Here is a 26674-nt window from a genome sequence, read left to right as displayed (position 1 = left end):
GGCGTTGCTGCGTCAGGGTTTCCCCCATTGCGCAAAATTCCCCACTGCTGCCTCCCGTAGGAGTCTGGACCGTGTTTCAGTTCCAGTGTGTCCGTGCGCCCTCTCAGGCCGGATACAGATCACCGTCTTGGTGGGCCATTACCCCGCCAACTAACTAATCTGCCGCGACCGTGTTACTCACCCGTGCGCCACTTTACTCATGGATTGCTCCACTTTCTCGTTCGACTTGCATGTGTTAGGCACGCCGCCAGCGTTGATTCTGAGCCAGGATCAAACTCTCGTTTGAAACCTGTTGTCAATGCCTATTCAGGACGGAGGTCCGAATAGCATCGACCGCATCAGCCGATTTGCTTAGAACCGGTGATGCCTTACCTTGTGAGATGATCAAGCCAAACTTGATCGATTCTCACGACTGGCACGTTCAACCTTATTGTCAAAGATCCTTAAGGGCGATCCACCTAAGCGGGGCCCTTTGGATCGAGGCTCAAACCGTAAGGTCTGAGTGTCCCCGAACTTGCTGCGCTCACCACAATTTGCACTTTACAGCGCCTTGCGATGTTTTTGCGACAACTTTTTAAGACTATCGAAGTTTTACATCTCTGTCAATCGTTATTTTTCTTTGCTTTCAACTCATCCAGTTTGAATGACTTGGGCCGCCCGGACACCATGCCGGCGGATCATTCCCAAGTCCGCAATGGACCTTGAGTCGGATGCATCGAAGTTCACGATTGAGGGGCAAAACCACCTCTCAAAAAGTGCGCTTGCGCACAAAATCTATCAAAGAACGACCAGCTTTGCTCACACCCGCTAAGGGTGCGCCAGAAATTCTCCAGAGGAGATTCTGGGGTCATACATTGGGTTTGTTCTCTGCGGGATTCCCTACAGGGGTCTGGGGTTGAACCGACTTACATCCTCGGTTTGACTCACCCTACCCTACGAACCGGCTTTCCTCTTCCTATATCAGGCAGGCCCAACGGCCACCGGAAAGCTACCCTTCACTGCAACAACTTTTTGAGATTAGCATAAGCTTCTCTCATTTGCAACTCGCAGCGCTCAGTTACTTGCAACCGCTCATTGCGACTTCCTGAGAATAGCAATCAATCTGCCGCATGGCAAGCTCTAATGCTGTGTAAAAGCAAGATCAATTGTGGGAAAGCGCGTCTCACCCGCATAAACATTGGCCTTATCACTGTTTCGCAATCACGCCCAGGTCCGTCAGCCCGTTTACAAAGAACTGCATTGCCAGCGCCACCAACAACAGGCCCATGATGCGCACCAGAATTCGTATCCCCGTCTCGCCCAGCACAATGCGAATCCGCCCTGCCGCCGCCAGTACAAAGTAGCTGATCACGCAGGTCACCGTAATCGCGCCCAGAATCAGCCCCATCTCATACCCGAAGAACCTCGGCACCTGTCCCACCAGCACCATCACCGAAGAAATCGCGCCCGGCCCGGCCAGCATGGGAATCCCCAGTGGCACAATGCCCGCGTCTTCCTTCAGGCTCGCCTCTTCTGTATCGCCACTCGCCTCCTGAGTAGCCGAGCGCTTGGCCTCCAGCATGTCCAGGCCGATCAGCAGAAGAATCAGGCCGCCCGCCACCTCAAAAGCCGGCAGCGTGATGCCAAACAGGCGAAAGATGAGCTGTCCACAGAGCGCAAAGCTGGTCAGCACAATAAAGCAGGTAATGCAGGCCTTGCGCGCCATGCGGTTACGCTTCTCCGCATCGGCTCTCGCCGTAATCGCAAGAAACGACCCAATCGCCGCAAAAGGATCGACGAGAAAAAAGATCGAGCTCAGCGCCAGAGCCGCGAACCGCACCCACGGCGCGGTCTGCAACTCATGTAAAGCTGTTGCGGCTGGATTTTGAAGGTACACGCGTCCAGCCTACCGCATAGGCATCAAAGCGCCGCTACAAATTTTCAAACGATGCGATCCGTTCGTGCCCATTCTCTTCCGCAACAGGCACATTCCCCTCGCGCATCACAATCCGAGTCCCGCACCCAGCGCCACGCGCCGCATCCAGCTCCGCTACAATGTCCGAGAAGAACAGCACCTCATCCGGCGCAACCTTCATCTCCGCAGCAATCGCCGCATAGCTCGCACTTTTGCGCTTCGCCCCAACCCGCGTATCAAAGTACCCGGAGATCAGCGGCGTCAAATCTCCAAAGTTCGAGTACCGAAACAGCAGCTCTTGCGCCTCCACCGATCCCGAGGAATAGATCGCCACGCGCGCATCCAGTGCCCACCGCTCGAATGCCTCCGGCACATCCGCAAAGAGCGTACCCTTCAGCTCGCCGCTCTCAAACCCCGCCTTCCAGATCTTCCCCTGCAAACTTTTCAGCGCCGTAGATTTCCTATCCCGATCCATCAGCCAGTAGACATAAGCAAGGATGCGCGGCATGCCAGAGGCAGGACTCACGGAATCCACACCCGGCGCCAAAATGCGCGGCACATCCGGATCAATCTCCGCCTGATTCTCGCCCATGAGCGCCATCACGTCGAGGAAGATCGCATCTGCGGGTGAATCGCCCGGCCTCAGGCTCTCAAACTCCTGCACTAAACCATTCCGCAGAAATTCTTCGAAATGCTCTCTCGCATACGGAAACAGCACTTCGCTGGTCAGCGTCAGCGGCGCAACCGTCCCCTCCACATCCAGCAAATAAAGCTTCGGGCGCTCCGCGCTCATGCGTTTTGGTCAACCATAATTGAAGTTCGAACCCGCGCACCCACATAAGCCGGCCCAAAGCAAAGCGGCTGATAGCCAGTGTCCACGCCAGAATCCGTATAAGCAGGCGTCCACCCCGTAGTCTCCTGAAACCACCGGATCGCGCGAATCCACTTATCCTCGCAGAGCGTAAACCAGTGCGTCGTCCCCTTTGGCACACGCAGCATATCGCCCGGATGCACTTCCACCGACGCAACCCTGCCGCCGATATTCAGAAAGAAAATTCCGCGGCCCGACAGGATGAATCGCACCTCGTCCTCCGCGTGCGTGTGCTCCTTATCAAACCGCGCCAGCATCGCCTCCAGATTCGGCGTCTCCGGCGTCACGTCAATCACATCCGCTGTCACGTACCCGCCGCGCCGCTTCATCTGGTCGATCTCATCGGCATACGCTTCAAGCACCGCATCTGCGGTAGCACCCGAAGGCACGCGGTCCAGCTCCCAGCGTTCGTAGTCAATGCCCAGACCAGCCAGCTCGGCCCGAATCGCAGCCTCATCCTCAAACATCGCATTCGTATCGGGAAAACGAAGAACCGCCATCAAGCACCTCCACCAAGCTCAGCTTCCAAAAATCCGCCGACCCTCCACCTCAAAGAGAAACTCCAGCGCCTCCAGTTGCCTCCGCGCATCCTCAACCGACTTGCCCCACGTATACAGCCCATGCCCGCTCAGCAAAACCCCATGCACTCCGGCATTCCCCGCCAGGCACTCTGTCAGTCGCGCCGAAAGCTCGACATACTTCTGCGAATTCGCCAGCACCGGAACCACCTCATGCTGCTCATGCGTCGCCACGCCATCCAGCGCCTTCAGCAGCTCATAGCCGGTAATCTTGAACAGCCCCGCCCCTACAAAGCGCGTTCCGATCAGCGTATTCCAGATCGTATGCACATGCAGAATCGCCTTCGCCTCTGGCCGGTCGCGATAGATCACCACATGCAGCGCCGTCTCCGCCGAGGGCTCGCCAACCTCGCTTGAGGCCGGCCCACGCACCACGTTGCCCGCCGTATCCAGCACCAGCAGATCGGCAACCGTCATCTGCCCCTTGTCGAGCCCGCTCCGCGAAATCAAAAACTGCCCGGCATGCGCATCCCGCACACTGAAATTCCCGCTCGTCGCCGGAACCCATCCACGCCGCGCGCACCACTGCGCCGTCTCACACAGCGCCTGCGCTTCCATTTCAATCGAATTCGAGCTCATCGTCATCGGTGCTATGTAGTGTAGCAATCCCGCCAAATACAATCATCTCTTGCTCACTTCTATGCTGAACCAGGCCCAACGCGACCGCATCCACGTCGTCCTCGTCGCGCCGCGTAATCCGCTTAACATCGGCGCCGTCGCCCGCGCCATGGCCAACTTCGGCTTCTCGCACCTCTCCGTCGTCAGCGCCCATGATCCCAACTGGCGCGAAGCTCGCTCTGCAGTAGGCGCACCGGAACTACTCCAAAGCGCAATAAGCACGGAATCCCTGGCCGAATCCATCGGCCCCGATACCCTCATCCTCGGCACCGGCTCACTTCAGTTTCGTAAGCCCGATCAACCCATCCTCCAGCTCCCGCAACTCGGCCCGCTCATCCAGCAGGAACTCGATCGCAACGGCCGCATCGCCATTCTCTTCGGCTCAGAAAAGCGCGGCCTCTCACGCGACGAACTCTCATACTGCCACGCCCTCGTAGAGATCCCAACAGACCCCCACCAGCCCTCCATGAACCTGGGTCAGGCAGCCGCCGTCTGCCTCTACGAGCTGGCCTGCGGTGCAATTCGTTCCGACACAATCCAGAAAGCAGCCCCACCGCAGGTAGTCGACTCCGCAATTCTCGACCGCCTCGCCAACCTCATCGAAGAAACCATGCTCGTAGCACGCTACTCGCCAAAGTCCATGCATGAAACCAACCGCCACGACTTACGCGTCCTGCTTCGCCGCCTCAATCTTTCGCCGCTCGATTCGCGCCGCATCTTCGGCCTCTTCCGCCGCATTCTCAACCGGCTCAAGAAATAAATTGCACTTCGCCCAGTGCATTCCAACCCCACGCCACAGAGATGGATCGAAGCAAATTGACCAAACCGCGACAAATTCCTGCTACAGTGTCGGTCATCGGTTAAAGGTCGCCCCCATGCGGAATCCTGCTCACAATATCCATGTCCCCAGCGCACGACTGTCTCGGAAGATCATGTTTCTGTGCGCTCTCGCATCTCTCCCGCTGTATGCACAGGAAGTGCAGCCGGCACCCACGGTCCCACCTCCCGCCGCCGCGCCCGCTCCAACAGCTACGCAAGCGCCATCGCTGCAGCAGGGAGCACCAGCCCCCACACACGACGAGCCACCCATCACCGAAGACCAGCTCCGGCAACAACTCCAGGGCAAAACCTTTTACCTGCGCAGCGGTTATCTCGAAAACACCCTCCACTTCACCTCCGATGGAAAACTCGATGGCTCCTCGTCGCAGGCCTCCTACACGTTGAGCCTGGTCCAGATTGAAAGCGTGCATCTTGAAAAGCACAAGCTCGTCCTTGAAGGCACGCGCTACGGCCTGCACTTTCTTGGCGCTCTCGCTACAGAGGATCAGTCCGCCGCACTCGATAAAGTGCGTCTTACCACAAAGAAAAAGCCTCTGAGAATCGAAGTCGATCGCGAAGAAGTCGATACTTCCTTCGAGAAGAAAAAGGAAAAGCAGGAAGCAAAGGAAGACGCCAAAGCGCCACATACCACCACTGCAACGGCTCCAGCCCCAACAAGCCTGCCTGCATCACCCGCGCCTGAATCCATACCGCAGACCGCCCAGCAAGCCCAGCCCACAACCGAACTCAACCGACGCGGCGCAGCCGTCACCACATCCACCACCCACGCCAACGCCGCTCTTCACAAAGCGCTGGACGGCATCTTGTCTCCCGGCATCGACGACCGCATGATCGCCTCCCTGCCCGCCTACTGGCAGCTTTACTATCAAGCCGTCGCAGCCAAGGCCGACTACCGCCCCGCCGATCCATCCATCCTTCGCCAAAGCCAGGTCGATCAGAAGGCCCACCTGCTGCAAGCCTTCGAGCCGCCCTCCAACGAGTACGCGCAGAGCAACGGCATCGTGGGCATCGCCATGTATCACGTCGTGGTCGGCGCAGATGGCAAACCCACAGAAATCGCCATCGGCCGTCCTATCGGCTTCGGCCTCGACGAAAACGCCGTCGAATCGATCCGCAAGGCATCCTTCCAGCCGGCACTCAAGCAGGGTCAGCCCGTCCCCGTGCTCGTCGATCTCACCGTGCAGTTCCGCATCTACTCCAAACTCACTTCCACCCCCGCTGCTCCGCCAACCACGCAGGCTGATGCACCTAAGCCGCAGACACCCGTGCTTCCCGGCCCCTACAGCGCAAACACAAAGCCGCAATAAAACAGCCGGGCCCCCGCGCGCGCGTAAAGTCAAATGCAGAGGCCGCGCACACCATGAGCCAGACATTTTTCAAATTGATTCAGTCCGGTTCCACGGCAGAGCTCGCAGACGCCGTGCAGAACGATCCCTCGCTCGCTCGCCTCCGTGACTCCAACGGCGTCTCCGCGCTCACGTGGTCGATCTACACCGGCCAGGCGCTCGCACGCGACTTCATTCTCGCCGAGCTCATCCACCAGCACGTGGATCTGGACATCTTTGAAGCAGCCGCCACAGGCAACATCGCGCGCCTAGCCGAAACTCTCGCCGCCGATTCTCAGGCTGCCCAGAGTTACTCCACTGACGGCTGGACCCCGCTCCATCTCGCCGCAGCCTTCGCCACACCGGCAGCGGTCCAGTTGCTGCTGCAGCACGGCGCAAAGGTCGATGCCGTTGCAAAAAACCCTCAGGCCAACCAACCCCTGCACGCCGCGCTGGCCCTCAGCCGCAACGCCGAATCCATTCAGCTTTTATTAGCCGCAGGCGCAACTCCAGACGCACTTCAGACCGGCGGCTTCACGCCCATCTTCTCCGCCGCCACGGCCAATCGCCGCGATCTCGCCGAGCTTCTTCTCGCCCACGGCGCGCACGCCCATCTGCGCAGCGATCAGAACAAAACACCCGCGGACTTCGCCCGCGAGCGCGGCCACATCGACCTGGCCCACTGGCTCGAATCTCAGCCCGTTTAAGGGATGCCCCACCCTCGCGCCGTCTTTGTATCTGGCGCAAGGGTGGGCCTAGTCTCTAATCCCTACTCCTTTGCTTCTTCCCAAAGCTCAACGCGATTGCCTTCCCCATCCCAAATCCACGCAAACTTGCCGAAACCAGCATCGTCCCGCTCCGGGTCAATCTTCACCGCGGCCGCTTCAAGTTTCGCCAGCAGTCCGTCCAGATCGTCCACGCGGAAATTCACCATCGCCGGCTGCTCTCCACCGCCGAACTTCTTCGTATCCGCCGGAAAATGCGTGAAGATCGTTGTGCCCGCCGCTTCCGGACCCTCAAAGATCAGCATGCCGTGTTGCGGCACAATCCCAAGATGCTGCGCATACCACGCTGACAGCGCCTTCGGATCGCGCGCCTTCAGAAACACTCCGCCAATTCCTACCGCCTTTGCCATGCAATTCCCCTCTCGTTCAACCTGCGATTTTATTCTGACTGCTCAATTACCTGCTCCATCTTCGGCTTATGCTTCGCCTGGCGTCCGGTCCGCGGCACATCATTCACCACGCGGGCCGGCTTCGGCTGCCCCACGCGCTCCCGCGCATTCGCCTTTACCGCCTTCGCCGCCGAAAACTCTTCTTTTTTCTTCTTAGCCACACTCGTCCCTCGTCCTTCGTCACTCGTCCATATCCCTTGCCCTTACCAACCCTCAGGAACGAGTATGTATGAGGTTGGCTTCGGTGAGAAGCCAACCCCGGAGCAGTCACGATGGAAGAGCGGGAGTTTTTCACGGAGTCCACGGAGCAGCGCACGCATAACCTCACCTGCCCCAAGTGCGGCCAGGCCGCCGAGTACAAGGTCACCTGGATCGTACGCCGCAAACGCCCCTCCCTGCCACGCCACGCCGATGAGCGCGACCGCGCCCGCTTCGCCAAGGCCCAATCCTACATGGTCCGCCGCGATGACAAGCTTTCCTGCGTGAATGTTCGCTGCCGCAAGCCATTCGAAATCACTGGCCTGCAATCGCTGGCCTTCCTCCAGGACTAAACGCCTTCGTCAGGATGCATCCGAATCCCGCATTCCGCATTGTGAGATAAGACGTTCCTACTCAAACTCCTGAGCTAGTCACGGGAATCCGTCTCTCAAACCCTAACGCAGCCAGTAGCGCATACATGCCGTTATATGATTGAATCGAAACTATAAGCACCTGTTCTGGAGAGATACGAAATGGCCAATTCCCTGCTGCCCCCCGAAGAGCGCAACCTGACCCCCGACCAGGTCGAAGCCCTGGACAAGCGCCGCGAGCTGGGACACACCCTTCTCGTCATCGCCGGGCAGTTTTCCGTCATTGCCACAGTGCTGCTGCTCTGGGTCGGCCAGGATCTCAGCTACTCTCCGGGCTGGGCGCATCCCATGGCCTACTATTTCGCCGTCGCCATCACGATCGTGATCACTTTCGGCATCACCGGCATGGTTCTGCGCAAAGGTACCCCGCGCCTCGACTAACATCTTCAACATCGGCTGACGGCCATACTTTTTAACAAGTTGGTATAGCCTGTTAAAAAGTATGGCCGTTCCTGCTTCCATTCCGGTTTCCAATCAGGCGGACATACTCACGGACAGCCACGGCCGCGTCATTCACGACCTGCGCGTCTCCATTACCGACCGCTGCAATTACAAGTGCATCTACTGCCGCACCGGGAACGATGGAGCGCAGTTTTCAGAACTTGAAATTGGCGAATATCTCCGCTTCATCCGTCTCTTCATCTCACTCGGCATCACGAAAGTCCGCCTCACCGGCGGCGAACCGCTCCTGCGCCGCGGCCTGCTCGATCTGGTCCGCGAGATATCCACGCTCCGCACCCTCAGCGGTGACAAGCTGGATCTCGCGCTCACCACCAACGGCCATCTTCTCGATGGCCTGGCCAAACCGCTCAAAGACGCCGGCCTCACGCGCATCACCGTCAGCATGGACGCCGTCGAAGAACCTGTCTTCGAGCGCATCACCCGCGTGCCCGGCAGCTACAACGCCGTATTGAGCGGTATCCGCGCAGCGCAGCAGGCCGGCCTTGGCCCCATCAAGATCAACTGTGTCCTGCTCCGCGGCTTCAACGACAACCAGATTGAAGCCTTCGCCCACTTCGCTCGCTCGGAGAACGTCATCGTCCGCTTTATCGAATTCATGCCGCTCGAAGAAGACCGTCTCTGGTCGCCGGAGATCGTCGTCGGTATGCACGAAATCCTTGACCGCATCCGCCGCATCCTACCAATCGTGGAACTGCCCCGCCACGACGCCAGCGAGACCGCACGACGCTTCGGGTTCGCAGACAGCCCCTCGACAGAACAGGCCGAGTTCGGCATCATCGCCCCAGTCACAAATGCTTTTTGCGGAGCATGCAGCCGCATCCGGCTCACCTCGGACGGCAAGATTCGCACCTGCCTCTTCTCGCAGATCGACCACGATCTCTACGGTCGCATGCGAGCCGGCGCAACGGACGCCGAACTGAAGCACTACATCTCGCGCACTGTTCAGGCCAAAGAAGCTCGCCATCACATCGGCGAGCCGGAGTTTCTCAAGCCCTCGCGGTCTATGGTACACATCGGCGGATAGCTGTTTTTATAAATTCCTTGCACGCGGCAGTGTCCTAATACGATACAATTCACAATACCTCCCTTGGAAATTTTTCCAATCCCCCAGGATTTGGTTGTTGTACAAATGGCAAACGCGACGGAACAGCGTATCCCGCTCGACGATCTTCTGGTCTTTCACCGCCTGGCGCGCTCGCTCACATCGAGCCTCGACCTCCAGACAATTCTGCGTACCATCCTCGATCACATGGAGCGGCAGATTCAGGCCGAACTGTGGACGCTCCTTATGCTGGACGACGCGCGCCGCGAGCTTTATTACGCTATCGCCGCCGGCGGCGAGGAATCCGCTCTGTGCGACCTCCGCGTCAAAGTCGGCGAGGGCGTAGCCGGCTGGGTTGCGCAACACGGAGAAACGCTTATCATTCCGGAAACCGAAAGCGACCCGCGGCTGAAGGCTGAAGACGCCACGCACCTGTGCCCAGGCAATACCCGGCGCGTGCGTTCCGTCGTCGCGCTACCGCTCAAGGGACGCACCGGCACCCTCGGAGTCATTGAAATTCTCAATCCGCGCGCCGGGCAGATGGATGACTACACCATCGCCTTCCTGCATATCCTCGCCGATCACGCCGCCATCGCCATCGAAAACGCCAACGATCACGCGCGCATCCAGCAACTCACTATCACAGACGACACCACAGGCCTCTACAACGTGCGTCATCTCTATGACGCGCTCGGCCGTGAACTCCACATCTGTCTTCACTCCGCACTTCCGCTCAGTCTCGCCTTTCTCGATCTCGACCGCTTCAAGCTCGTCAACGACGAGCACGGACATCTCATCGGCAGCGAACTACTCGCGCGCGCCGGCAATCGTTTGCGCGAGCTTAGCCGCTCGCGCAATCTCTGTTTCCGTTATGGCGGCGATGAGTTTGCCATTCTCATGCCGGATGTAGGCCCGAAGGCTGCACTAGCGCACATGACCGCGTTGAATAAGGCGCTCATCGATACCCGCTTCCGCATGTCGAACGGTATCGATCTCCGCGTGCAGGCCAGCGTCGGCGTCTCCACAGCGCCGGCGGATGGAACCACCATACACGAGGTCATTGCCGCCGCGGATGCGCGCATGTACCAGGTAAAAGCCAGCGGCCGCGGCACCGTCTGCGGCGCGTAAGTTTTGCTCTGCTCGCTTTTTCCTGAGCGCTTCGTCGCCTCCCGCGTCTTTTGGATTGGAGACCACGGCGCCGCTCAACCCAGCCGCAGACGCTCTCCGTAACGACACCAACATTCCGTGAGGTAGACCATGAACACTCTTCCCGCAAGCGGTGCGCGGCGTCGTGTGCTCTCAAAACCGATAGCCAAAGCCTTAACAGCTCTCGTGCTTGCGCTGCCGTTCGCGGCATTCGCACAGGACAGTCCGAAAGATCGCCAGGAATCCACAGAAGTCTTCCGTCTGGCGCACGTGACGCAGATGAACAACCTTAACGATACCCTGCAGGCCGTACGCAATACTCTTGGCCCGCGGGTCAAGGTCTATCCAGACTCGACGCAGTTCGCCATCATCTGTCGGGGAACAGCCGAAGAGCTCGAAGAGGCACGCAAGCTTATAGGCGAGCTCGACAAGCCCGTTCCACTTTACAAGCTCACCTTCACCACCACGCAGTTCGAAGACGGCAAGCACGCAGGATCGCAGCGCTACACGCTTCTTGCTGCCGAAGGCCAGAAGGTCGAACTCAAGGAAGGCATTCGCGTGCCCATCATGACCGGAACGATTGGCCAAAACGATTCAGCGCCGCAATCTTCCATATCGTATGTCGATATCGGACTGAGCATCAGTGCAACTTTTCAAGGCTCAACTCTCAAAGCCAAGGTCGAAGAGTCTGCCATTGCCGATGAAAAATCTACCGTCAGCATTCAGGATCCGGTCATTCGCCAGATCACACTCGCAAGCGAGGCGACAATCACACCCGGCAAGCCCGCCACACTCGGCTCGCTCGATATTCCCAACTCCACACGGCACAGAGATGTGGAGGTTCTGGTGGAGCGGCTTCCTTAACGCATCCATCGTCCTTGATAGCTGTCGGCGTATGAGAGAGGCGCGACAAAAGCCGCGCCTCTCTCATGCAATCGCTCTCTATTCCGGGTCGTCGCCGGCCTGCTTCTCCGCAATCCGCTCCAACTGATTGCGCCAATCCAGCGACTGGATAAAACTCTTCGATTCCCGCCAGTTCGGCTCCACAATCACGCGCAGCTCCAGATAGACCCGCGTTCCCAACAGCGACTCGATCTGCTTGCGCGCTCCCGTGCCAATCTCTTTCAGCTTTGCGCCGCCCTTGCCAATGAGAATCGCCTTCTGCCCGTCGCGCTCGCAGTAAATCGCGGCGGCAATCCGCGTCAGCGGCAGCTTCGCAGGCGCGCCTTTTTTCTTCGGCGGCGTAACAGGCTCAGGTTCCTCGTATTGCTCAATCACAACGGCTGCAGCATACGGAACCTCTTCGCCAGTCTCCACCAGAATCCGCTCGCGGATCAACTCAGCCACCATAAATCGCTGCGGCTGGTCCGTGTACTGATCCTTCGGAAAGTAGCGCTCGCCTTCAGGCAGCACATTCACAATCTTCCGCAGCAGCAGATCCAGGTTGTCCTGCTTCCGCGCGCTGATCGGAATCACTTCAGCAAAATTGTGCTGCTTCGTCAGCGCCTCAATCATCGGCAACAGCTTGTCCTTCGCTACCAGGTCAATCTTCGTCAGCACCAGAAAGATCGGGCAATCCAGCTTCTTCACCAATGAGAACAAAAACTCATTCTCGCTCGCCCAGGCGGAATTTTTTGCTGCCCAGGATCCCTCGCCTTTGGGGACTTGAGATTCCTCATCCTGCTTCTCGACAAGCCCGACCTTCCGCGAAGCATCCATCAGGACCAGAACCAGGTCGCGGGTCTCAAGCGCCTCGTAAACCTCCTGCAGCATGCGCCGGTCCAACTGCGAGCCCGGCTTATGTACTCCCGGCGTGTCCACGAAAACAATCTGCGCCGCCGCATGAACCTTCTTCCGCGCAGCCACCTCCACCACGCCCGCAATACGATTGCGCGTGGTCTGCGGTTTGGCGGTCACGATGGCTACTTTTTCGCCCGTCAGCGCATTCAGCAACGTACTTTTTCCGGCATTCGGCCGGCCCAGAATCGCAACAAATCCAGATCGCAAAGGTTTCAATACTCCTGCCCGAGTGTACGGCATTCAAGCAAAAGCCGGCCCGGAAAAGTAACTCGGAGGCGCTCGCGCCGACCTCAGCCGGCGCTGTTCTTGCGCATCTGCCATCTGCCCCATCGCTTGTCGAAGAGCAGATAGAGATACTCAAGGCCCACCATGCAGCCGAGCTTGCTTTCTCCATGCGCGCGATTGCGGAACTGATACGGCACTTCACCGATACGCAAGTGCGGCCCGGCCGAAGACACGATATCCAGAAGAATCTTGAATCCCACTCCTGATAAGCTGTTCGCAATCTTTTCAAACGCCTCAAAGCGGATCATGAAAAATCCGCTCATCGGATCACTTAACTGGTGCGCGGCGCATATTCTGCTCAGCAGCCTTCCGAGATGGCTCAGCCATACGCGGCTCTTCGCAAGCTCAGACATCCCTCCGCCTGCAATGTTGCGCGAACCAACTACCAGGTCGAGTTGCTGTTCGCGAAGACGCCGCAGCATCTCTGGCAGAACCCGCTCGTCATGCTGCATATCCGCATCCATCACTGCAACAACAGGCGCGCTTGATGCCAGAATGCCCTCCGTACAGGCCGAAGAAAGTCCGCGGCGTCCGATTCGCTGCAGCACGCGCAAATTTTCGCGCCCCCGGGCCACGCGCCGCACAACCACCGCCGTTTGATCCGGTGAATCGTCGTCTACAACGATCACCTCATAATGAATGCCCGCCAGCGCCACTTCAAGACGATCGATCAGGCAAGCGATATTCTCGCTTTCATTCAGCGTCGGCACTACGATCGCCAGCTCAAATGCCATATTCGGTCCCTGAAGGCTTGCTCTGTCCTGTTAATTAGATGGGGGCGGCGAAAGCAAGTGATCAATCTATAACAATCTTCTCGGATATTGGGAAATTATCGTATGTCTTGCAGGATTAAGCTTGGGCAGCATCTCGATCCAATGCCACCTCGCCGCCAGCCGGCGGAAACACCCTTACACGCTCAACCCTTCGGTCTGTTGAAGAGATTACCTCTATCCGCAATCCTGACGGCTCCAGCAGAACCACCTCACCAGGCAGCGGAATGCGTCCCTCAATCTCACTTACCAGGCCGCCCACCGTCGTGGCCTCATAATGTCCGTCTATCTCCACCGGCGCGTCAAACAGATCGCCCAGTGCACCTGCCGCAAAGCCACCCGGAACCACCCATGAGCCGTCGCGCTCCCGCTGCGGATCTTCCACCGGCGTCTCTTCTTCATGCTCATCGCGGATGTCACCGACGATCTGCTCCAGCAGGTCCTCGATCGTGACAAGGCCGGCCACGCCGCCGTATTCGTCGATCACAATCCGCATGTGCTGCTTTTCCCGCTGCATCTCGCGCAGCAGTTCATAGCCACGCTTGGTCTCAGGCACAAACGCCGCTGACCGCTGAATCGACTCTACCGTCCGCGTCCGCGCCTCCTCATCGGCAATCTGCAACAGATCATGCGCAAACGCGATGCCTGTAATGTTGTCCAGCGATCCTGCATAGACCGGCACACGTGAAAAGTTCTCTTCCTTGAGCTGCACCAGAAACTGCTCCAGCGTAAGCGTTGCCGGAACCGCAAAAACCTTGGGCCTTGGCGTCATGATCTCGCGCACAAGCGTATCGCCAAACTCTACTGCGGAACGCACCAGCTCCCGATCCGTCTCTTCTAAAATTCCCTCTTCCTCGCCTGCTTCGAGCAGCGCTTCCACGTCGCCGCTGGATTCATCTTCCAGGTTCACCGGCTCTTCACTCAACGCTACCAGCGAGTAAAAGAACCGCACCAGCACGCTGATCGGCGTCATGCTCCACAGCAGCAGCCGGATCGGCCAGATCGCCCATTTCACCCATTTGCCGCGTGTCCGCTCAATCAGCAGCCACGGAAACACTTGCCCGCAGAAGACCGCCACCAAGACCACGCCCAACACAGCCTGCACAATCTCGGCTGCTGTCGGCCTGCCCATGTGCGAGTCGCGGTCAAAGAGAACCGCGCCGAACTCCAGCGCAATCAGGCCTAGCGCCAGCAACTGCGCCAGCGACGCGCAAAGCGCCGCATGATCCCGACCCAGCCCTAACTGCGGCTCAACCGTCTCTTCCCACGAGTCAAGATTCTCCTCCACTTCGCGCGACAGAATCTTGCCGTACTCCGCATAGATGCGAACAATGTACGACGCCAGCGCCACCACCAGCGTCAGAATCGCCACCAGCACAATCGCCAGCACGCTCATGGTCGCACGCTCCCACGCGCTTTTCTGATCCCTGATCCCTGATCTCTGTTCTCTGTTCTCTCTATCAAGCCCTGCGGCAGACCCAGCCTTCCGCGCAGCAATCGCTCTCGCCGCGCCATCTCGCCATGATCTTTCTCGTGGTCGTATCCCGCCAGATGCAACAGCCCATGCAGCATCAGCACCTTGATCTCGGTTCCAAGCGCATGCCCTTGCTCGTGCGCCTGCATTCGCGCCGTTTCTACACTGATCGCCAGATCGCCGGCCACGCCTTCCACCATCTCAAGCGCTGGAAACGACAGCACATCCGTCGCATGATTTTTTCCGCGAAACTGCCGGTTCAGCCGCCGGATCGCAGAATCCGAGGTCAGCAACACTGTCACCTGTCCGCGCAGGCGAACCGCAGCCGCAGCCTCGCTCAGAAAGCGGCTCAGCGTCCGCGCCGAAGGCACGCGCTCCGCACGTGAAACTGTTGCCGATTGTCGATCGGGTACCGAATCCGAGGACAGTTCTGTATCGAAGAGGATCATCGCTGACCGGACCGTCCAGTACGGACGATCCGGCTCACACTCATTCTACGCATACTAGAAGCTTACTGCGGCTTCCGGATCGGGGACGGCCGAATCTCCCGGCCCTCCACATCCAGCGCCTCGCCCATCGCAAGCGGAAGCTCCTGCTGTTGCGGCTTGACCACGTCATAGGCGCGCACGATCCGCTGCACCAGAGCATGACGCACCACATCGCCATCCTCAAAGTGGCAGAAGGAAATTCCCTCTACGCCATTAAGGACATTGATCGCGTCTACCAAGCCGCTTTTGCGCGGGTTAGGCAGGTCGATCTGCGTAATATCACCAGTTATGACGGCCTTCGAGCTGTTTCCAAGGCGCGTTAGAAACATCTTCATCTGCTCGATCGTGGTGTTCTGCGCCTCGTCCATGATGATGAAGGCGTCATTGAGCGTGCGTCCGCGCATAAACGCCAGCGGAGCCACCTCAATCACGTTCTTTTCGAGCATCTTGTCCACGCGCTCAGGCTCCAGCAGATCGTACAGCGCGTCGTAGAGCGGTCGCAGATACGGGTCCACTTTCTCCTGGAGGCTCCCTGGCAGAAAGCCCAGTTTTTCGCCTGCTTCCACCGCCGGCCTCACAAGAACAATCCGGCTGACCTTCTTCGCATTCATTGCTGCAACTGCCATCGCAACAGCCAGATATGTCTTGCCCGTGCCCGCCGGACCTACGCCAAAGGTCATGTCGTTGGCTTCAATCGCCTCGACATACTTGCGCTGATTGATTGACCTTGGCTGCACCGTCCGTTTCACGCCCGCGGAGCGCTGCTTGCCGCTGTCAGCCAGCGATTTCAACGTCACCGAAGAGTCCGCGGTGACCAGGCGCAGCATTCCATTCAGCTCACCATTGTGTGGATGAATCCCCTGCTTTCGCAGCGCCTCAAAATCCTCAAAGATGCCCCGGACTCGCATCACGCTTTCCTCCGGGCCTTGTACCTGCACGGCATCGGATCGCAGATCAATCCGCACAGCCAGCTTGTCTTCCATCAGCCTCAGGTTTTCATCGCGAGTCCCGAACAGGGGCTCAAGGTTCGGCGTGATTTCCAGTGCAATCTTCAATGGTTTCTGTGGCCTCCGAGGTTGTGAGTCAGCGCGCGGCTTGTGCCGCACAACGCCGCAAGTCCCTTGCGGGACCTATCGGCAGAGATGGGGAATAGGACCAGCCCAATGCTGAAAGGCGTGGACCGGCGTGTGGACAACAGAACAAATCCTGATTTTTTCGTGAGATGGAGCGGGAATCGGCTCGCACAATTCAGCTCCGAGCCGATGCTCTTCCGGACTGAAGTGCCGAACCGCGGGTTGGCGTGAGTGAACAATCGTTATCTGCGCTGAGAGTAGCGCCGCCGGAACAATCCGTCAATCCGCACCCTCACTATTTTTTGATGAAAAAGTGACTCCAAAGGTTCCCTGGCCAGTCTGTTTCATTCATTGCGAAAATCTCTCAAATTTTCACTGCCCACCCGCACTCCCCATGCGCTACACTGCTCGCCATCCAGATAGAGCAACCTTCAAAGGACTTGTTCATGCGTTCGACTCGTGTTCTGTCTTCTCTTGTCGCCCTGATTCTCCTCGGCTCTTGCTGCCTTCATGCACAGTTTCAAAAGCCCACAGATGACGAGCTCAAGATGACCGCCGACCCGCAATACCCTGACGCGGCGGCCATCATGCTTAACTACGAAGAGAAGACGGACGACGCAACTCATTTCACCAGCCATTACGCTCGAATCAAGATCCTCCGCGACTCCGCCAAAGAGCTGGCCACAGTCAGCCTCGGCTACATTCGCGGCGGCGAGGAAGTCTCCGCCGTCTCCGGCCGCACCATCCATTCGGATGGCTCGATCACCGATCTCGCAGTCAAGCCTGCCGACCTCATGCGCGCCAAGCAGGGCGAAACGGAAATTCACGAGGTTGTCTTCAACCTCCCTGCTGTCGAGACCGGCTCGATCATTGAGTACTACTATCAGTTCCGCCGCGGAGAACGAACTTGCCTGAATCCGGTGTGGGATATTCAAAGACCTTTCCCGGTTCGTAAGGCCCACTACACTTTCACGCCTTGCCCCGGCTACCTCGACGCTGCGGCGGGCTTAAGCAACACTTATCTCATAGATCATCACGGCAACTCGCTCTCCTCTCTGCTCTGGCTGGCGAATCTGCCCGGCGGCAGGCAACTCCAGCCCAATGCAGCTCACCGCTTCGATCTCACCCTCGATAACATTCCGCCCATTCCGCACGAGGCATGGATGCCGCCATCGGATGTCAGCCGATATCAGGTCCGCTTCTATTTTGCTTACAGCAACAACGGCAGCGACTACTGGACCAAGGAGGGCCAATTCTGGCTCGCCGATGTCAACCGCGTTGCCGACCCATCGACCGCCATCAAATCCGCCATCTCCGGCATTGTTGCACCTGCGGATAGCGAACTTGACAAGGCAAAGAAGCTTTACGCTGCCGTCCAGGCGCTCGACAATACTGCCTATTCTCGCGCCAAAGGCGATGCCGAGCTCAGAGCTGAGGGCTTTCGCGTCACCAGGCGCGCTGAGGACATCTGGCAGCAGAAAGCCGGCTCTCCACAGGAGATCGCCCTGCTTTATCTCGCCATGCTCCGCGCTGCGGGCCTCACCGCTTACCCCATGATCGTTGCCGACCGGGAACACACCGTCTTCAATCCCAACTACCTCAACTTCGGCCAGCTCAGCGGGCTGGTCGTTGTTCTGAATGCGGGCGGCAAAGAGATGCCTCTCGACCCAGGCGAGAAAATGTGCCCGTTTGGCTTTGTCTCCTGGCGCCATTCCGGCTCTGGCGGCGTCCGGCAAACCGCCTCCGGGCCCAGCACCGGCATCACGCCACTGCTGCTTTACAGTGCGAACGTTCTTACTCGCCGCGCCAGTCTCATCGTCGCGCCCGATGGCTCAGTCTCAGGAAAGCTCAACTTCACCTTCACCGGCCAACAGGCGCTCCACTGGCGGCAGACCGCCCTCCGGGTAGACGACTCCGCTCTGCACCGTGACTTCGACCGCTGGCTCCAGACTCAGGTACCCTCCGGAACCGGGGCGCATCTTGTCAGCTTCTCGAATCTCGATAACACCACCGCAGACCTGACCGCCGAAGCCTCTGTCACCGGCACGCCCGGCACCGTAACCGGCAAGCGCATTCTGCTCCCTGCCGCCTTCTTCACCAATGGCGAAACACGGAACTTCACCTCAGAGACCGATCGTCAGTTGCCGGTCGATATGGAGTACGCCGCGCAGGTCAAGGACGGAGTTCTTTACCACCTGCCCACCGGCTACACGGTAGAAGCCGCGCCTGCCGCGGCGAATATCCCCTGGCCCAACCACGCCGTATATGTCTTTAAGCCCGCGCAGTCTGACAATGGCCTCAACATTGGCGTCGCCCTGACGCGCGCCTTCACCATTCTTGATCCCGGCGAGTACGCCCAGCTCCGCGACTTTTATCAGAAGGTGGCCACCGCCAGCCAGCAACAGGTCGTGGTGGTCCCAGGAGATGCCGCAAAGGGAAACTGAGCCGCAACCGCTCGAAGCCAAGCCGCCAACTGGTACTGGCTCAGTTTGAATTGTTTTGTAACAGGGCACGACTTGAGTCGTGCCGAAAATCCGGCTGATAAAGTCTTTGGGCTTTAGCCCCTGCGGGATGTCTTCAAACTGAGCCACTGCCGCCAGCTATTCATTTCTGCATCCATCTCCGCCACGCGCCAGCCAGACCCACAAGCAGCAGGAGCGTCGCCAGGAACGTGACGACGCCGATGATCGTGAGAACCAGTTTTCCGAACAGATGCGTCATGGCCACCGCGCGCAAAACCGCACTCAGAAGCGCGATAACAGCCAGCACAATGCCCAGCCGCCTCACCAGGGGCACACCCGGCCGCCGCTCTGCTCCAACCCATCTTGCCCACATCACGACAAGCACCACCATCCCGGCCACCGAGCTGGCAACCTGCAGAACGTTGCACATATCCGCGCGCCAGAAGACCAGCGGAACGTGTGCCCGTAGGAACGCGATGTGGTCGTATGGCCAGGAATCCTTGTGTGTAAAAGAGTCCCACACGATATGTGTCGCCGCGCCCAGAAGAATGGATGCCACAACAATCGCCCACTGCCTCAACCCACGGGCAACCGGCGCCGCCTTTCGTTCTGTCTCCCGGAAGGGAAACAACCCCGGCGCAACCGCATATAAACCAGCCTTCAGGTAACTCTGGTACAGCCACAGAACGAGTAACGAAAGCGGCAGATCGGCCACCAGGCCCCCCAGCCAGGTGTGCCCAAAGCCGCCATGCGGAGCAAGCCGGAGAAAATACTCGAAATCCGGCGAGAGAGATCCCACCACCATCGCGGTCAGATCTACCCGCGTTCTTCGAAATGGAAGCGCAGCAATAGCATGCGCAGGAGTAAACGGCACGGAACCTCTTGGTAAATTGGACTTGAAAAGACGACCGGTAGCTCTCGCTAAGAATAACGAACCCTCACAGCACCTCAGACCAACGCTGATTGATCCTGCCCCAGCTCACTCTCCGCGAAGCGCCTCATTTGGATTGACTGAAGCCGCCCTGTGCGCGGGTAGCGCGGAAGCCACAAGTGCGAGGACAAAAACCGCGAGTGATGTCAAACCCATCACCAGCGGATCGAATGCGCTCACCTGAAACAGGAACGAGCTCAAGATTCGCGAAGCCGCGGCAGCGCCAGCCAGCCCGATCACGCATCCAATCACAGCCAGCTTAAGCCCTGAGAACAGAACCAGCCGCACAATGTCCGAGCGCTGCGACCCCAGCGCCATGCGGATCGCCATCTCCTGCACCCGCGATGCCACAGAGAACGCAATAATGCTGTAAATTCCCAGCACCGCCAGCAGAACCGCAGCCAGCGCAAAACTGGAAATGATGATGGTGTTAAAGCGTCGCGGAGCCTCACTCTGCGCCACCACCTCGTCCATGGTCTGCACCTGCGTCAGCGGCAGTTGCGGATCGATGGATCGCACGGCCGCACGCAGCACATTTTCCATCTGGTCTGCCGGGAGAGCCGAGCGCAAAACAACATATCCGCCATTGCCGTTCAGGTCCGTGGGCTGGACCATTGTGCCGGCATCCTTCTCAAGCTGCGCCACAGGCTGGTAGAACTGCTCAGCGGCATCGGCATCCGGCCTGGTCAGCTTGGCGTCTGCCACCTCGCCCACCACGGTCATCCATGCAGTCGGTGTCTTCAGCGTGCCAACCCGCATCCGCTTGCCGATGGGATCCTGGTTTGGCCAATAATGCTGGGCAAATTCATGATTCACAATAACCACAAGCTGGTTGTCCGCATTGTCTGAGTCCGTAAAATATCGCCCGCGCGTGAGGCGAATTCCCATTGCCTTAAAGTAATCTCCAATGACCTGCGAGGGCGAAGCGGCAATCTGGTCGGGACCGCGCGGGTCCACATAGCCGTCAGCAACAAAGGACTCAATGCCATCGCCTGTCACCGGAAGCGTGCTTGTCAGCCCCACCGCTTCTACGCCTGGCTGCTGCCGCAACTGCTGGAGCAGACGGGTATTGAAGTTATCGATTGAACCCTGCGTGGGATATTGCTTCTGCGGCAGCGAATACGCTGCAGTGGTCACATGATTGGGCCGGAAGCCTAAGTCCACCTCGCTCATCTTGCTGAAGCTGCGCAGCAGCAAGCCTGAAGCCGCCAGCAACACCAGCGCAATCGCAATCTCCGCCACCACCAGCGCTGAGCGAAGCCGCGCATGGCTTCCGCTGCCGGAGCCGCTGCGTCCGCCTTCTTTCAGCGATGCGTTCACATTGGTACGCAGGGCAGCAAAGCCCGGCGCCAATCCGCAGAAAAGTCCCGTCAGCACGGCCAGCAAAAGCGCAAAGCCCACCACGGTCCAGTTCAGTGTGATCGAGCTCATCAATGGCATTGTCTCCGGCAGGTAATTCTTGCCAATAGCCAAAGCCAACGCGGCGATGCCGATACCGAGAAGGCCTCCAATCACGCTCAGAACAAGGCTTTCAAGAATCATCTGCCTCAGAATCGTAGAAGCAGACGCACCGATAGCCAGGCGTACCGCGGTCTCCCGCTGATTGCGGATGGCCCGCACCAGCAACAGCCCCGCAAGGTTCGCGCAGGCAATCAGCAGCACCACCACAACAGCCAGGAACAGAATGCGCAGAAGCGGCTTGGTATCGAGCACCGTTATCTGCTGCAGCGGATAAACGATGGGCGTAAAGCGGAAGTTGGCTAAATCGGGCGGGAAGGTGCGCATGATCTGCGCCGCCACGCGACCTGCATCATCCCTTGCCTGAGCGACGGTGATGCCGGGCTTGAGGCGGCCGACCATGCCCATGCTCCAACTCCCAGCAGCCTCCGGGGCAAGTTCCTGTGCGGAAAAGCTCATGGGAACCCACAGCTCGGTGCGATTGAGACGCCCGGCGTTCAACGGAAACTCAAAGCTGCGCGGCATGACGCCGATGATGAGATACGGCTTGCGATCGAGCAGGATCTTTGTGCCCAGGATGTTCGAGTTTCCACCGAAGCGGTCCTTCCATGTGGAGTAGCTCAGGACTGCGACTTGTTCCTTCTGCTCATCCTCCTGTGCGGTAAAGACACGGCCCATCAGTGGAGCGACTCCGAGAGTGGTAAACACTGAGGGTGTCAAACGCGCGGCATTCACCTGCACCGGATTGCCTGTTCCCGCCAGCTCATAGCCCGTGTAACCAAAACCGCCCAGGCTCTCAAAGGAGTGCGTATTCTGGATGTACGTTCCCACTTCCCGAGCTGTGACCGGCCCCGGGTCATGCTGACCCCAGTCGGTGCCGTTTACATGATCGCCGAGAGTCACCAGCCGGTCCGATCCCGGAAACGGCAGCGGGCGCAGCAGCACGCCATCCACAATCGAAAAGATGGCAGTGGTGGCGCCAATACCAAAGGCCAGCATAAGAACAGCCGTTGCGGTAAAGCCCGGAGATTTGAGCAAACGCCGAAAGATCAGCTTGAGGTCAGACAAGATTGTGGACATGCAGGCTCCCGCAGGCAGGCTGGTTATCGTTGCTATTGCTTTAGAACGCACAAGCGTCATGAAAGTTCCACGGAAAACGCCTTTTTCTGCATAGGTTTACGGCACTGGTTTCCTGTTGCCGGATTTTCGATTTTCCAGTAGACTAGGTAATTGCGAGGGATGCGGCATTCTGTGCTCTCTCATCCCGCATCATCTCTTCGACCTGCGGACCCGGGATCAGTAACGGGGCCGAGGCGATTTTTAAGGATTTCAGGTAAATGGCAAACCACGTTTCATCGCTCAAGCGCGCCCGTCAGACCGAGAAGAAGACCGCGGTGAACCGCGCCAACCGCAGCCGCGTCCGCAGCAGCCTGCGTGCGCTCCGCGAGGCTCTCGCCAAGGGCGAAGTCAAGGCCGCTGCAGAGCAGTACCGCGCCACCGTTTCCGCGCTCGACAAGAGCGTGCAGAAGGGCGTCTTCCACAAGAACACCGTCTCCCGCTACAAGAGCCGCCTTAACGCGCGTCTCAAAGCCCTGGCCACCGCCAAGGCGTAGCTTTCAGGCTTCAAAACAAAACAGCCGGGCTTGCCCCGGCGTTTTTGTTTTGTCCATTTTTCCGCGCTAACTCTGCGTCTTCGCCATATCCGGCCCGAGAAACTCTTCGACGCTCACTCCCGCCATCAGCTCCCCTTCAGGCGCGCGGGCATCCCGTTGCTTTGCGGCTGCCGCTTCCGGCTTCAGGTGTTCCTCGGTAAGTCCCTGCTTCAGCAGCTCAAATGCCTGCTCGGGCGTGTCAACAAACTGAAACAGCTCCAAATCCGCTGGTGAAATCGCCCCTGAATTCACCAGCGCCTCGATATTCAGCACCCGCTTCCAATACTCCGAGCCATACACGAGCACCGTGATCTTCTTAGCCAGCTTGTGGGTCTGCGCGAGCGTCAGGATCTCGAACATCTCGTCCAGAGTTCCAAAGCCCCCCGGAAAGACCACGAGCGCCTTGGCCAGGTACGCAAACCACAGCTTGCGCATGAAGAAGTAGTGGAACTCAAAGTTCAGCGCGGGTGTGATATACGGATTCGGAGCCTGCTCGAACGGCAGCCGGATGTTCAACCCGATCGTTTTGCCGCCCGCTTCGTATGCTCCCCGGTTTGCGGCTTCCATAATCCCAGGACCGCCGCCAGAGGTCACCACAAACCGATTCCGGCGCGAGGAAGTCGTCTTAGCCCAGTTGGTCAGCAGGAACGCCAGCCGACGCGCGTCTTCGTAGTAGCGAGCCATCTCCACAGCTGCGACTGCCCGTTTGCGCTGCAGATCTGTCGCCTTCCCGGAGGCAATCTCCTCCGGACTTGCCGGCTGCTCCGCGCTCGATGCGGTCTTGGCGGCATAGCTGTTTTCCAGCAGCTCCAGTGCGCCTTCGGCCTCTTCCAGCCCCCGGAAGCGCGCCGAGCCGAAAAACACCACCGTGTCCTGAATCCGCTCTCGCCGGAAGCGCGCCAACGGCTCGGAATACTCCGCCATGACACGAATCAGCCGGCCATCTGCGCTGTTCAGAAACGCGGGATTCTCATACGCCAGCGGCGCCCGTTCGAGCGGAGCTGGCCCATTCTTTTTCGCTTGCTCAGCGTCCCCTGCAGTCATCTACCCATCCCTGTGCCGAATCGCATCGCGAAATGCGATCCAAAGATTCAGCAGCCCCAGCCCTGAAATCAGCCCCCGCACCGCCCCATGCGCGGCATAAACCGACAGCGTGGGAAATTGCGCAAACAGTGGATTGTGGTCCCAAAACAGAGGCAGCCACGGCGCAAACGCCACAGCGACGCCGATATACATCCGCAGCAGGACGCGCAAAAACAGCTCCGCGCGCTCCAGCCAGCGCGGAATGCGTTGCTGGTCATGGCCTTGATTGGGATTTTGAGGAGTGCCTGCGGCAACCTTCTGCCTGGCCGGGTCCGCCACAATCGGTCCCATAATCGGAGGAGCCATCGGCTCCGGAGAAATTGTCGTCACTTCAGGCTGTTGAGACATGCGTTCGATGCCCGGACGCGCCGCGAAGGCACACCCGTATTGAAACGGTAACATACGCCTGTATGCCGTCCCGAACCCGTTGCGCCGCTACCCTGCCCGGCGTATCGTATTTCTGTCCGCAATTTCCCGTGGAGGCATGCGATGAAACCAGCCTCGTTCCTGCCCATCATTCTCCTCTGCGCCGCCAGTCTTCACGCACAGAACACGCCGCCCAACCAGAGCGCGAACCAGAGCTTCGGAGTCGCAGGCATGGAAGGTTTAGGCGCTGGCAACAATCCAACCGATCAAAAGCTTTCCGCTGCCGCTCAGAAACTCACAGCGGACCTTGAACATGCAGTCAATCGCTGCCCTATCTCCATGGAAGCCCGCCAGGGCGGCGGCCTGCACATTCTTCTCGCGGATAAGGACGGCCAGGCTACGCAGCCGGCAATGGAGCCATCCCTCACGCTGCGCGGCGCCAACGGCAAACGCATCGCCTCCGCCGCCATCACCGCGCATGGCTATGGAGCACCCAAAGGAACCACTCCGCTCCAAACAAGCACCTCGAATGGCACCCACGATGATCTTGGCGGCAGCCTCGTCGTCAGGCCGGTTAACAAGATGAACCTTACCAATTCACCGGACCAGCGCCCCCGTCTAACCCACGCCCTCACCGTCCGCTTCCAGCCTGATGGAGATAGCGAATTCTCCGCTGACTTCCGCCTTCCCGGCTTTGTTGTTCTTGAGACCATCAGTCTGAACTCCATCACTTACGCCGATGGCTCCATCGAAAACTTCGACGCCTCCATCTGTAAAGCCTCACCCAGCCCCATCATGCTCGTCAGCACAACCAGATAACTCCGCAATCGTTTACATTTGCCCCGCCCGCCATTTAATCTTCGGCCCTATGGCAAATCCACTTCGTCTTGGCTCTCTAGCGTTCTGCGCAGTCGCACTTGTTCTCACCGCAACAGCCTCTGCCCAGTCTGATCCTCTCGCGCCTACTCGCGATACAAAGTCTGCCGCGGAGATTGACCGCGAGTGGCAGCAGTCCGTGGCCAAGTACGACGCGACCCGCGCCAAGATCCTTGCCGAGACCGACCGGGTGGCCAATGAAGGCCCGTATCGCGCTGACTGGGAAACCATGATCGGCAAGTACCAGCAGCCGCAGTGGTACAAGGATGCCAAATTCGGCATCTTCATCCACTGGGGCGTTTATTCCGTTCCGGCTGCGGAGAACGAGTGGTATCCGCGCAATATGTACCAACCTCGCGAAGGCGCATACAAAAACTACCGCGACCACTTTGCCAACGGCGATGAGTCGAAGGGCTACAAGGACCTCATCCCGCTCTTCAAGGCCGAAAAATTTGACGCCAACCAGTGGGCTGAGCTCTTCAAGCAATCCGGCGCGCAGTATGTTATCCCTGTGGCCGAACATCACGACGGTTTTGCCATGTATGACTCCGCGCTCTCGGACTGGACGGTCGTCAAGATGGGTCCCAAGCGCGATACCCTCGGTGAGCTGTCAAAAGCTATTCGCGCACAGGGTCTGCACTTTGGCTTGAGCTATCACCGCGCTGAGCATGACTGGTTCCTCGACGGGGGCCGCGCCATCCGCTCCGATGTGAATGACCCCAAGTATGCCTCACTCTATGGTCCGGCTCATCACCGTCTGGACGGCGGCGACTCCGACTTTATGCAACAGGACTTTACTTATGTCTCGCCCGAATTCGCCCGCGACTGGCTCGCGCGCGCGTCAGAGCTTGTGCAGAAATACCACCCCGAGGTTTTCTACTTTGACTGGTGGGCGGGGCAGCCAGGCTATCGCCGCGAGATGACCACCTTTGCCGCCTTCTACTACAACTACGCCGTTGCCAATCAGTTCGGCGCTGCCATCGACATCAAGATCGACGACCTGCCGTGGAAGGCGGGGACGCGCGACTTTGAGCGTGGTGCGCAGGACAAGATTCAGCCCGCGCATTGGCAGACTGATACCTCTATCTCCAACGCAAGCTGGGGTTATGTGGAGCACGATACCTACAAGACCTCGGAACAGATTGTTCATCAGCTCGTGGATATTGTGAGCAAGAACGGCAACCTGCTGCTTAACATTGGTCCCAGAGCGGACGGCACCATTCCGGATGAGGCTCGCGAACGTCTGCAGGCTATCGGCGCGTGGCTCAAGGTCAATGGTGATGCTATCTACTCCACTACGCCATGGGTCACTTTCGGTGAAGGCCCTACGCAGATCAAGGCCGGGACTTTTACTGATACCGACGCACGGCCATATAC

At 58.8% G+C, this 26674-nt stretch carries 27 protein-coding genes and 1 rRNA gene; 12 read left to right on the top strand and 16 right to left on the bottom strand.

Going from position 1 to position 26674, the window contains the following annotated elements:
* The 5 genes from ABSG47_RS12185 to mtnB form a co-directional block, all read right to left on the bottom strand.
* Window positions 1-286: ribosomal RNA gene (locus ABSG47_RS12185) — 16S ribosomal RNA — on the bottom strand; the annotation flags it as partial.
* A gap of 900 nt (window positions 287-1186) precedes the next feature.
* Entirely contained in the window at window positions 1187-1876 is a 690-nt protein-coding gene (locus ABSG47_RS12180; RefSeq protein WP_424169962.1) for a MarC family protein, read from the bottom strand.
* 34 nt (window positions 1877-1910) lie between these two features.
* Entirely contained in the window at window positions 1911-2687 is a 777-nt protein-coding gene (mtnC, locus tag ABSG47_RS12175; RefSeq protein ID WP_424169961.1) for an acireductone synthase, read from the bottom strand.
* Window positions 2684-3265: a 1,2-dihydroxy-3-keto-5-methylthiopentene dioxygenase gene (locus ABSG47_RS12170; RefSeq protein WP_424169960.1), complete on the bottom strand. Its 582-nt coding sequence runs from the start codon at window positions 3263-3265 to the stop codon at window positions 2684-2686. The genes mtnC and ABSG47_RS12170 overlap by 4 nt, the downstream gene beginning before the upstream one ends.
* Before the next feature lie 18 nt (window positions 3266-3283).
* Complete coding sequence (mtnB, locus tag ABSG47_RS12165; RefSeq protein ID WP_424169959.1) at window positions 3284-3922, bottom strand: methylthioribulose 1-phosphate dehydratase; 639 nt, start codon at window positions 3920-3922, stop codon at window positions 3284-3286.
* Between the two features lie 61 nt (window positions 3923-3983).
* On the opposite strand from mtnB, the gene ABSG47_RS12160 reads away from it, so the two are divergent.
* The 3 genes from ABSG47_RS12160 (at window position 3984) to ABSG47_RS12150 (ending at window position 6833) form a co-directional block, all read left to right on the top strand.
* Window positions 3984-4721, top strand: coding sequence for an RNA methyltransferase (locus tag ABSG47_RS12160; protein ID WP_424169958.1), 738 nt, complete (start codon window positions 3984-3986; stop codon window positions 4719-4721).
* A 172-nt stretch (window positions 4722-4893) separates the two neighbouring features.
* Complete coding sequence (locus tag ABSG47_RS12155; RefSeq protein ID WP_424169957.1) at window positions 4894-6108, top strand: energy transducer TonB; 1215 nt, start codon at window positions 4894-4896, stop codon at window positions 6106-6108.
* A 53-nt stretch (window positions 6109-6161) separates the two neighbouring features.
* On the top strand, window positions 6162-6833 hold the full coding sequence (locus ABSG47_RS12150) for an ankyrin repeat domain-containing protein (protein WP_424169956.1): 672 nt from the start codon (window positions 6162-6164) through the stop codon (window positions 6831-6833).
* Between the two features lie 62 nt (window positions 6834-6895).
* Here ABSG47_RS12150 and ABSG47_RS12145 read toward each other — a convergent pair whose 3' ends face one another.
* Complete coding sequence (locus ABSG47_RS12145; RefSeq protein ID WP_424169955.1) at window positions 6896-7261, bottom strand: VOC family protein; 366 nt, start codon at window positions 7259-7261, stop codon at window positions 6896-6898.
* Between the two features lie 29 nt (window positions 7262-7290).
* On the bottom strand, window positions 7291-7461 hold the full coding sequence (locus tag ABSG47_RS12140; protein ID WP_424169954.1) for a hypothetical protein: 171 nt from the start codon (window positions 7459-7461) through the stop codon (window positions 7291-7293).
* A 111-nt stretch (window positions 7462-7572) separates the two neighbouring features.
* Here ABSG47_RS12140 and ABSG47_RS12135 point away from each other — a divergent pair, with 111 nt between their 5' ends.
* From ABSG47_RS12135 to ABSG47_RS12115, 5 genes are all read left to right on the top strand, one after another.
* A complete protein-coding gene (locus ABSG47_RS12135; protein ID WP_424169953.1) occupies window positions 7573-7851 on the top strand; it encodes a hypothetical protein in 279 nt (92 codons plus the stop codon).
* Between the two features lie 180 nt (window positions 7852-8031).
* Window positions 8032-8310: a hypothetical protein gene (locus tag ABSG47_RS12130; protein ID WP_424169952.1), complete on the top strand. Its 279-nt coding sequence runs from the start codon at window positions 8032-8034 to the stop codon at window positions 8308-8310.
* A gap of 61 nt (window positions 8311-8371) precedes the next feature.
* Complete coding sequence (gene moaA / locus ABSG47_RS12125; RefSeq protein ID WP_424169951.1) at window positions 8372-9415, top strand: GTP 3',8-cyclase MoaA; 1044 nt, start codon at window positions 8372-8374, stop codon at window positions 9413-9415.
* A gap of 105 nt (window positions 9416-9520) precedes the next feature.
* Window positions 9521-10561, top strand: a complete 1041-nt coding sequence (locus ABSG47_RS12120; protein ID WP_424169950.1) for a GGDEF domain-containing protein — start codon at window positions 9521-9523, stop codon at window positions 10559-10561.
* A 129-nt stretch (window positions 10562-10690) separates the two neighbouring features.
* On the top strand, window positions 10691-11443 hold the full coding sequence (locus ABSG47_RS12115) for a hypothetical protein (RefSeq protein WP_424169949.1): 753 nt from the start codon (window positions 10691-10693) through the stop codon (window positions 11441-11443).
* A 78-nt stretch (window positions 11444-11521) separates the two neighbouring features.
* Here ABSG47_RS12115 and era read toward each other — a convergent pair whose 3' ends face one another.
* The 5 genes from era to ABSG47_RS12090 form a co-directional block, all read right to left on the bottom strand.
* Window positions 11522-12619: a GTPase Era gene (era, locus tag ABSG47_RS12110; RefSeq protein WP_424169948.1), complete on the bottom strand. Its 1098-nt coding sequence runs from the start codon at window positions 12617-12619 to the stop codon at window positions 11522-11524.
* 50 nt (window positions 12620-12669) lie between these two features.
* Window positions 12670-13398, bottom strand: a complete 729-nt coding sequence (locus ABSG47_RS12105) for a polyprenol monophosphomannose synthase (RefSeq protein WP_424169947.1) — start codon at window positions 13396-13398, stop codon at window positions 12670-12672.
* A 115-nt stretch (window positions 13399-13513) separates the two neighbouring features.
* A complete protein-coding gene (locus ABSG47_RS12100; RefSeq protein ID WP_424169946.1) occupies window positions 13514-14830 on the bottom strand; it encodes a hemolysin family protein in 1317 nt (438 codons plus the stop codon).
* Window positions 14827-15279 (bottom strand): rRNA maturation RNase YbeY, encoded by a 453-nt coding sequence (gene ybeY, locus ABSG47_RS12095; protein WP_424169945.1) that lies wholly within the window; start codon window positions 15277-15279, stop codon window positions 14827-14829. Before ybeY ends, ABSG47_RS12100 begins: the two co-directional genes overlap by 4 nt.
* Before the next feature lie 140 nt (window positions 15280-15419).
* Complete coding sequence (locus ABSG47_RS12090; RefSeq protein ID WP_424169944.1) at window positions 15420-16451, bottom strand: PhoH family protein; 1032 nt, start codon at window positions 16449-16451, stop codon at window positions 15420-15422.
* Window positions 16452-16915: 464 nt separating this feature from the next.
* Here ABSG47_RS12090 and ABSG47_RS12085 point away from each other — a divergent pair, with 464 nt between their 5' ends.
* Complete coding sequence (locus ABSG47_RS12085; protein WP_424169943.1) at window positions 16916-18913, top strand: DUF3858 domain-containing protein; 1998 nt, start codon at window positions 16916-16918, stop codon at window positions 18911-18913.
* A 160-nt stretch (window positions 18914-19073) separates the two neighbouring features.
* On the opposite strand, the gene ABSG47_RS12080 is transcribed toward ABSG47_RS12085, so the two are convergent.
* Together ABSG47_RS12080 and ABSG47_RS12075 are read right to left on the bottom strand one after the other, a co-directional pair.
* Complete coding sequence (locus ABSG47_RS12080) at window positions 19074-19805, bottom strand: DUF4184 family protein (protein WP_424169942.1); 732 nt, start codon at window positions 19803-19805, stop codon at window positions 19074-19076.
* A gap of 105 nt (window positions 19806-19910) precedes the next feature.
* Window positions 19911-22400 carry an ABC transporter permease gene (locus ABSG47_RS12075; protein ID WP_424169941.1) on the bottom strand — a complete coding sequence of 830 codons (2490 nt, stop codon included), beginning with the start codon at window positions 22398-22400 and terminating at the stop codon, window positions 19911-19913.
* Window positions 22401-22657: 257 nt separating this feature from the next.
* Between ABSG47_RS12075 and rpsT the strand changes: the two genes are divergently transcribed.
* A complete protein-coding gene (gene rpsT, locus ABSG47_RS12070; RefSeq protein ID WP_058188336.1) occupies window positions 22658-22933 on the top strand; it encodes a 30S ribosomal protein S20 in 276 nt (91 codons plus the stop codon).
* 66 nt (window positions 22934-22999) lie between these two features.
* On the opposite strand, the gene ABSG47_RS12065 is transcribed toward rpsT, so the two are convergent.
* Both ABSG47_RS12065 and ABSG47_RS12060 read right to left on the bottom strand, forming a co-directional pair.
* On the bottom strand, window positions 23000-24016 hold the full coding sequence (locus tag ABSG47_RS12065; RefSeq protein ID WP_424169940.1) for an LOG family protein: 1017 nt from the start codon (window positions 24014-24016) through the stop codon (window positions 23000-23002).
* Window positions 24017-24403, bottom strand: coding sequence for a hypothetical protein (locus ABSG47_RS12060; RefSeq protein ID WP_424169939.1), 387 nt, complete (start codon window positions 24401-24403; stop codon window positions 24017-24019).
* A 141-nt stretch (window positions 24404-24544) separates the two neighbouring features.
* On the opposite strand from ABSG47_RS12060, the gene ABSG47_RS12055 reads away from it, so the two are divergent.
* Window positions 24545-25240 (top strand): hypothetical protein, encoded by a 696-nt coding sequence (locus ABSG47_RS12055; RefSeq protein ID WP_424169938.1) that lies wholly within the window; start codon window positions 24545-24547, stop codon window positions 25238-25240.
* Between the two features lie 49 nt (window positions 25241-25289).
* Window positions 25290-26674 (top strand): alpha-L-fucosidase (locus tag ABSG47_RS12050; RefSeq protein ID WP_424169937.1); only part of this gene is annotated, 1385 nt, incomplete at its 3' end.

Source organism: Occallatibacter sp. (genome assembly GCF_049510455.1).
Taxonomy (GTDB): Bacteria; Acidobacteriota; Terriglobia; order Terriglobales; family Acidobacteriaceae; genus Telmatobacter.
The sequence above is the reverse complement of the archived record's forward strand: the minus strand, read 5'-3'. Positions and strand labels throughout refer to the sequence as shown.

Bases quoted from the DNA above. Each gene is read 5' to 3' on its own strand.
- moaA (WP_424169951.1), top strand. From the start codon at position 8,372: ATGGCCGTTCCTGCTTCCATTCCGGTTTCCAATCAGGCGGACATACTC.
- mtnB (WP_424169959.1), bottom strand. From the start codon at position 3,922: ATGAGCTCGAATTCGATTGAAATGGAAGCGCAGGCGCTGTGTGAGACG.
- ABSG47_RS12060 (WP_424169939.1), bottom strand. From the start codon at position 24,403: ATGTCTCAACAGCCTGAAGTGACGACAATTTCTCCGGAGCCGATGGCT.
- ABSG47_RS12145 (WP_424169955.1), bottom strand. From the start codon at position 7,261: ATGGCAAAGGCGGTAGGAATTGGCGGAGTGTTTCTGAAGGCGCGCGAT.
- ABSG47_RS12100 (WP_424169946.1), bottom strand. From the start codon at position 14,830: ATGAGCGTGCTGGCGATTGTGCTGGTGGCGATTCTGACGCTGGTGGTG.
- ABSG47_RS12120 (WP_424169950.1), top strand. From the start codon at position 9,521: ATGGCAAACGCGACGGAACAGCGTATCCCGCTCGACGATCTTCTGGTC.
- ABSG47_RS12170 (WP_424169960.1), bottom strand. From the start codon at position 3,265: ATGGCGGTTCTTCGTTTTCCCGATACGAATGCGATGTTTGAGGATGAG.
- era (WP_424169948.1), bottom strand. From the start codon at position 12,619: ATGCCGTACACTCGGGCAGGAGTATTGAAACCTTTGCGATCTGGATTT.
- ABSG47_RS12150 (WP_424169956.1), top strand. From the start codon at position 6,162: ATGAGCCAGACATTTTTCAAATTGATTCAGTCCGGTTCCACGGCAGAG.
- ABSG47_RS12085 (WP_424169943.1), top strand. From the start codon at position 16,916: ATGCGTTCGACTCGTGTTCTGTCTTCTCTTGTCGCCCTGATTCTCCTC.
- ABSG47_RS12115 (WP_424169949.1), top strand. From the start codon at position 10,691: ATGAACACTCTTCCCGCAAGCGGTGCGCGGCGTCGTGTGCTCTCAAAA.
- ABSG47_RS12155 (WP_424169957.1), top strand. From the start codon at position 4,894: ATGTTTCTGTGCGCTCTCGCATCTCTCCCGCTGTATGCACAGGAAGTG.
- ABSG47_RS12065 (WP_424169940.1), bottom strand. From the start codon at position 24,016: ATGACTGCAGGGGACGCTGAGCAAGCGAAAAAGAATGGGCCAGCTCCG.
- ABSG47_RS12130 (WP_424169952.1), top strand. From the start codon at position 8,032: ATGGCCAATTCCCTGCTGCCCCCCGAAGAGCGCAACCTGACCCCCGAC.
- rpsT (WP_058188336.1), top strand. From the start codon at position 22,658: ATGGCAAACCACGTTTCATCGCTCAAGCGCGCCCGTCAGACCGAGAAG.
- mtnC (WP_424169961.1), bottom strand. From the start codon at position 2,687: ATGAGCGCGGAGCGCCCGAAGCTTTATTTGCTGGATGTGGAGGGGACG.
- ABSG47_RS12105 (WP_424169947.1), bottom strand. From the start codon at position 13,398: ATGGCATTTGAGCTGGCGATCGTAGTGCCGACGCTGAATGAAAGCGAG.
- ABSG47_RS12160 (WP_424169958.1), top strand. From the start codon at position 3,984: ATGCTGAACCAGGCCCAACGCGACCGCATCCACGTCGTCCTCGTCGCG.
- ABSG47_RS12135 (WP_424169953.1), top strand. From the start codon at position 7,573: ATGGAAGAGCGGGAGTTTTTCACGGAGTCCACGGAGCAGCGCACGCAT.
- ABSG47_RS12055 (WP_424169938.1), top strand. From the start codon at position 24,545: ATGAAACCAGCCTCGTTCCTGCCCATCATTCTCCTCTGCGCCGCCAGT.
- ABSG47_RS12075 (WP_424169941.1), bottom strand. From the start codon at position 22,400: ATGTCCACAATCTTGTCTGACCTCAAGCTGATCTTTCGGCGTTTGCTC.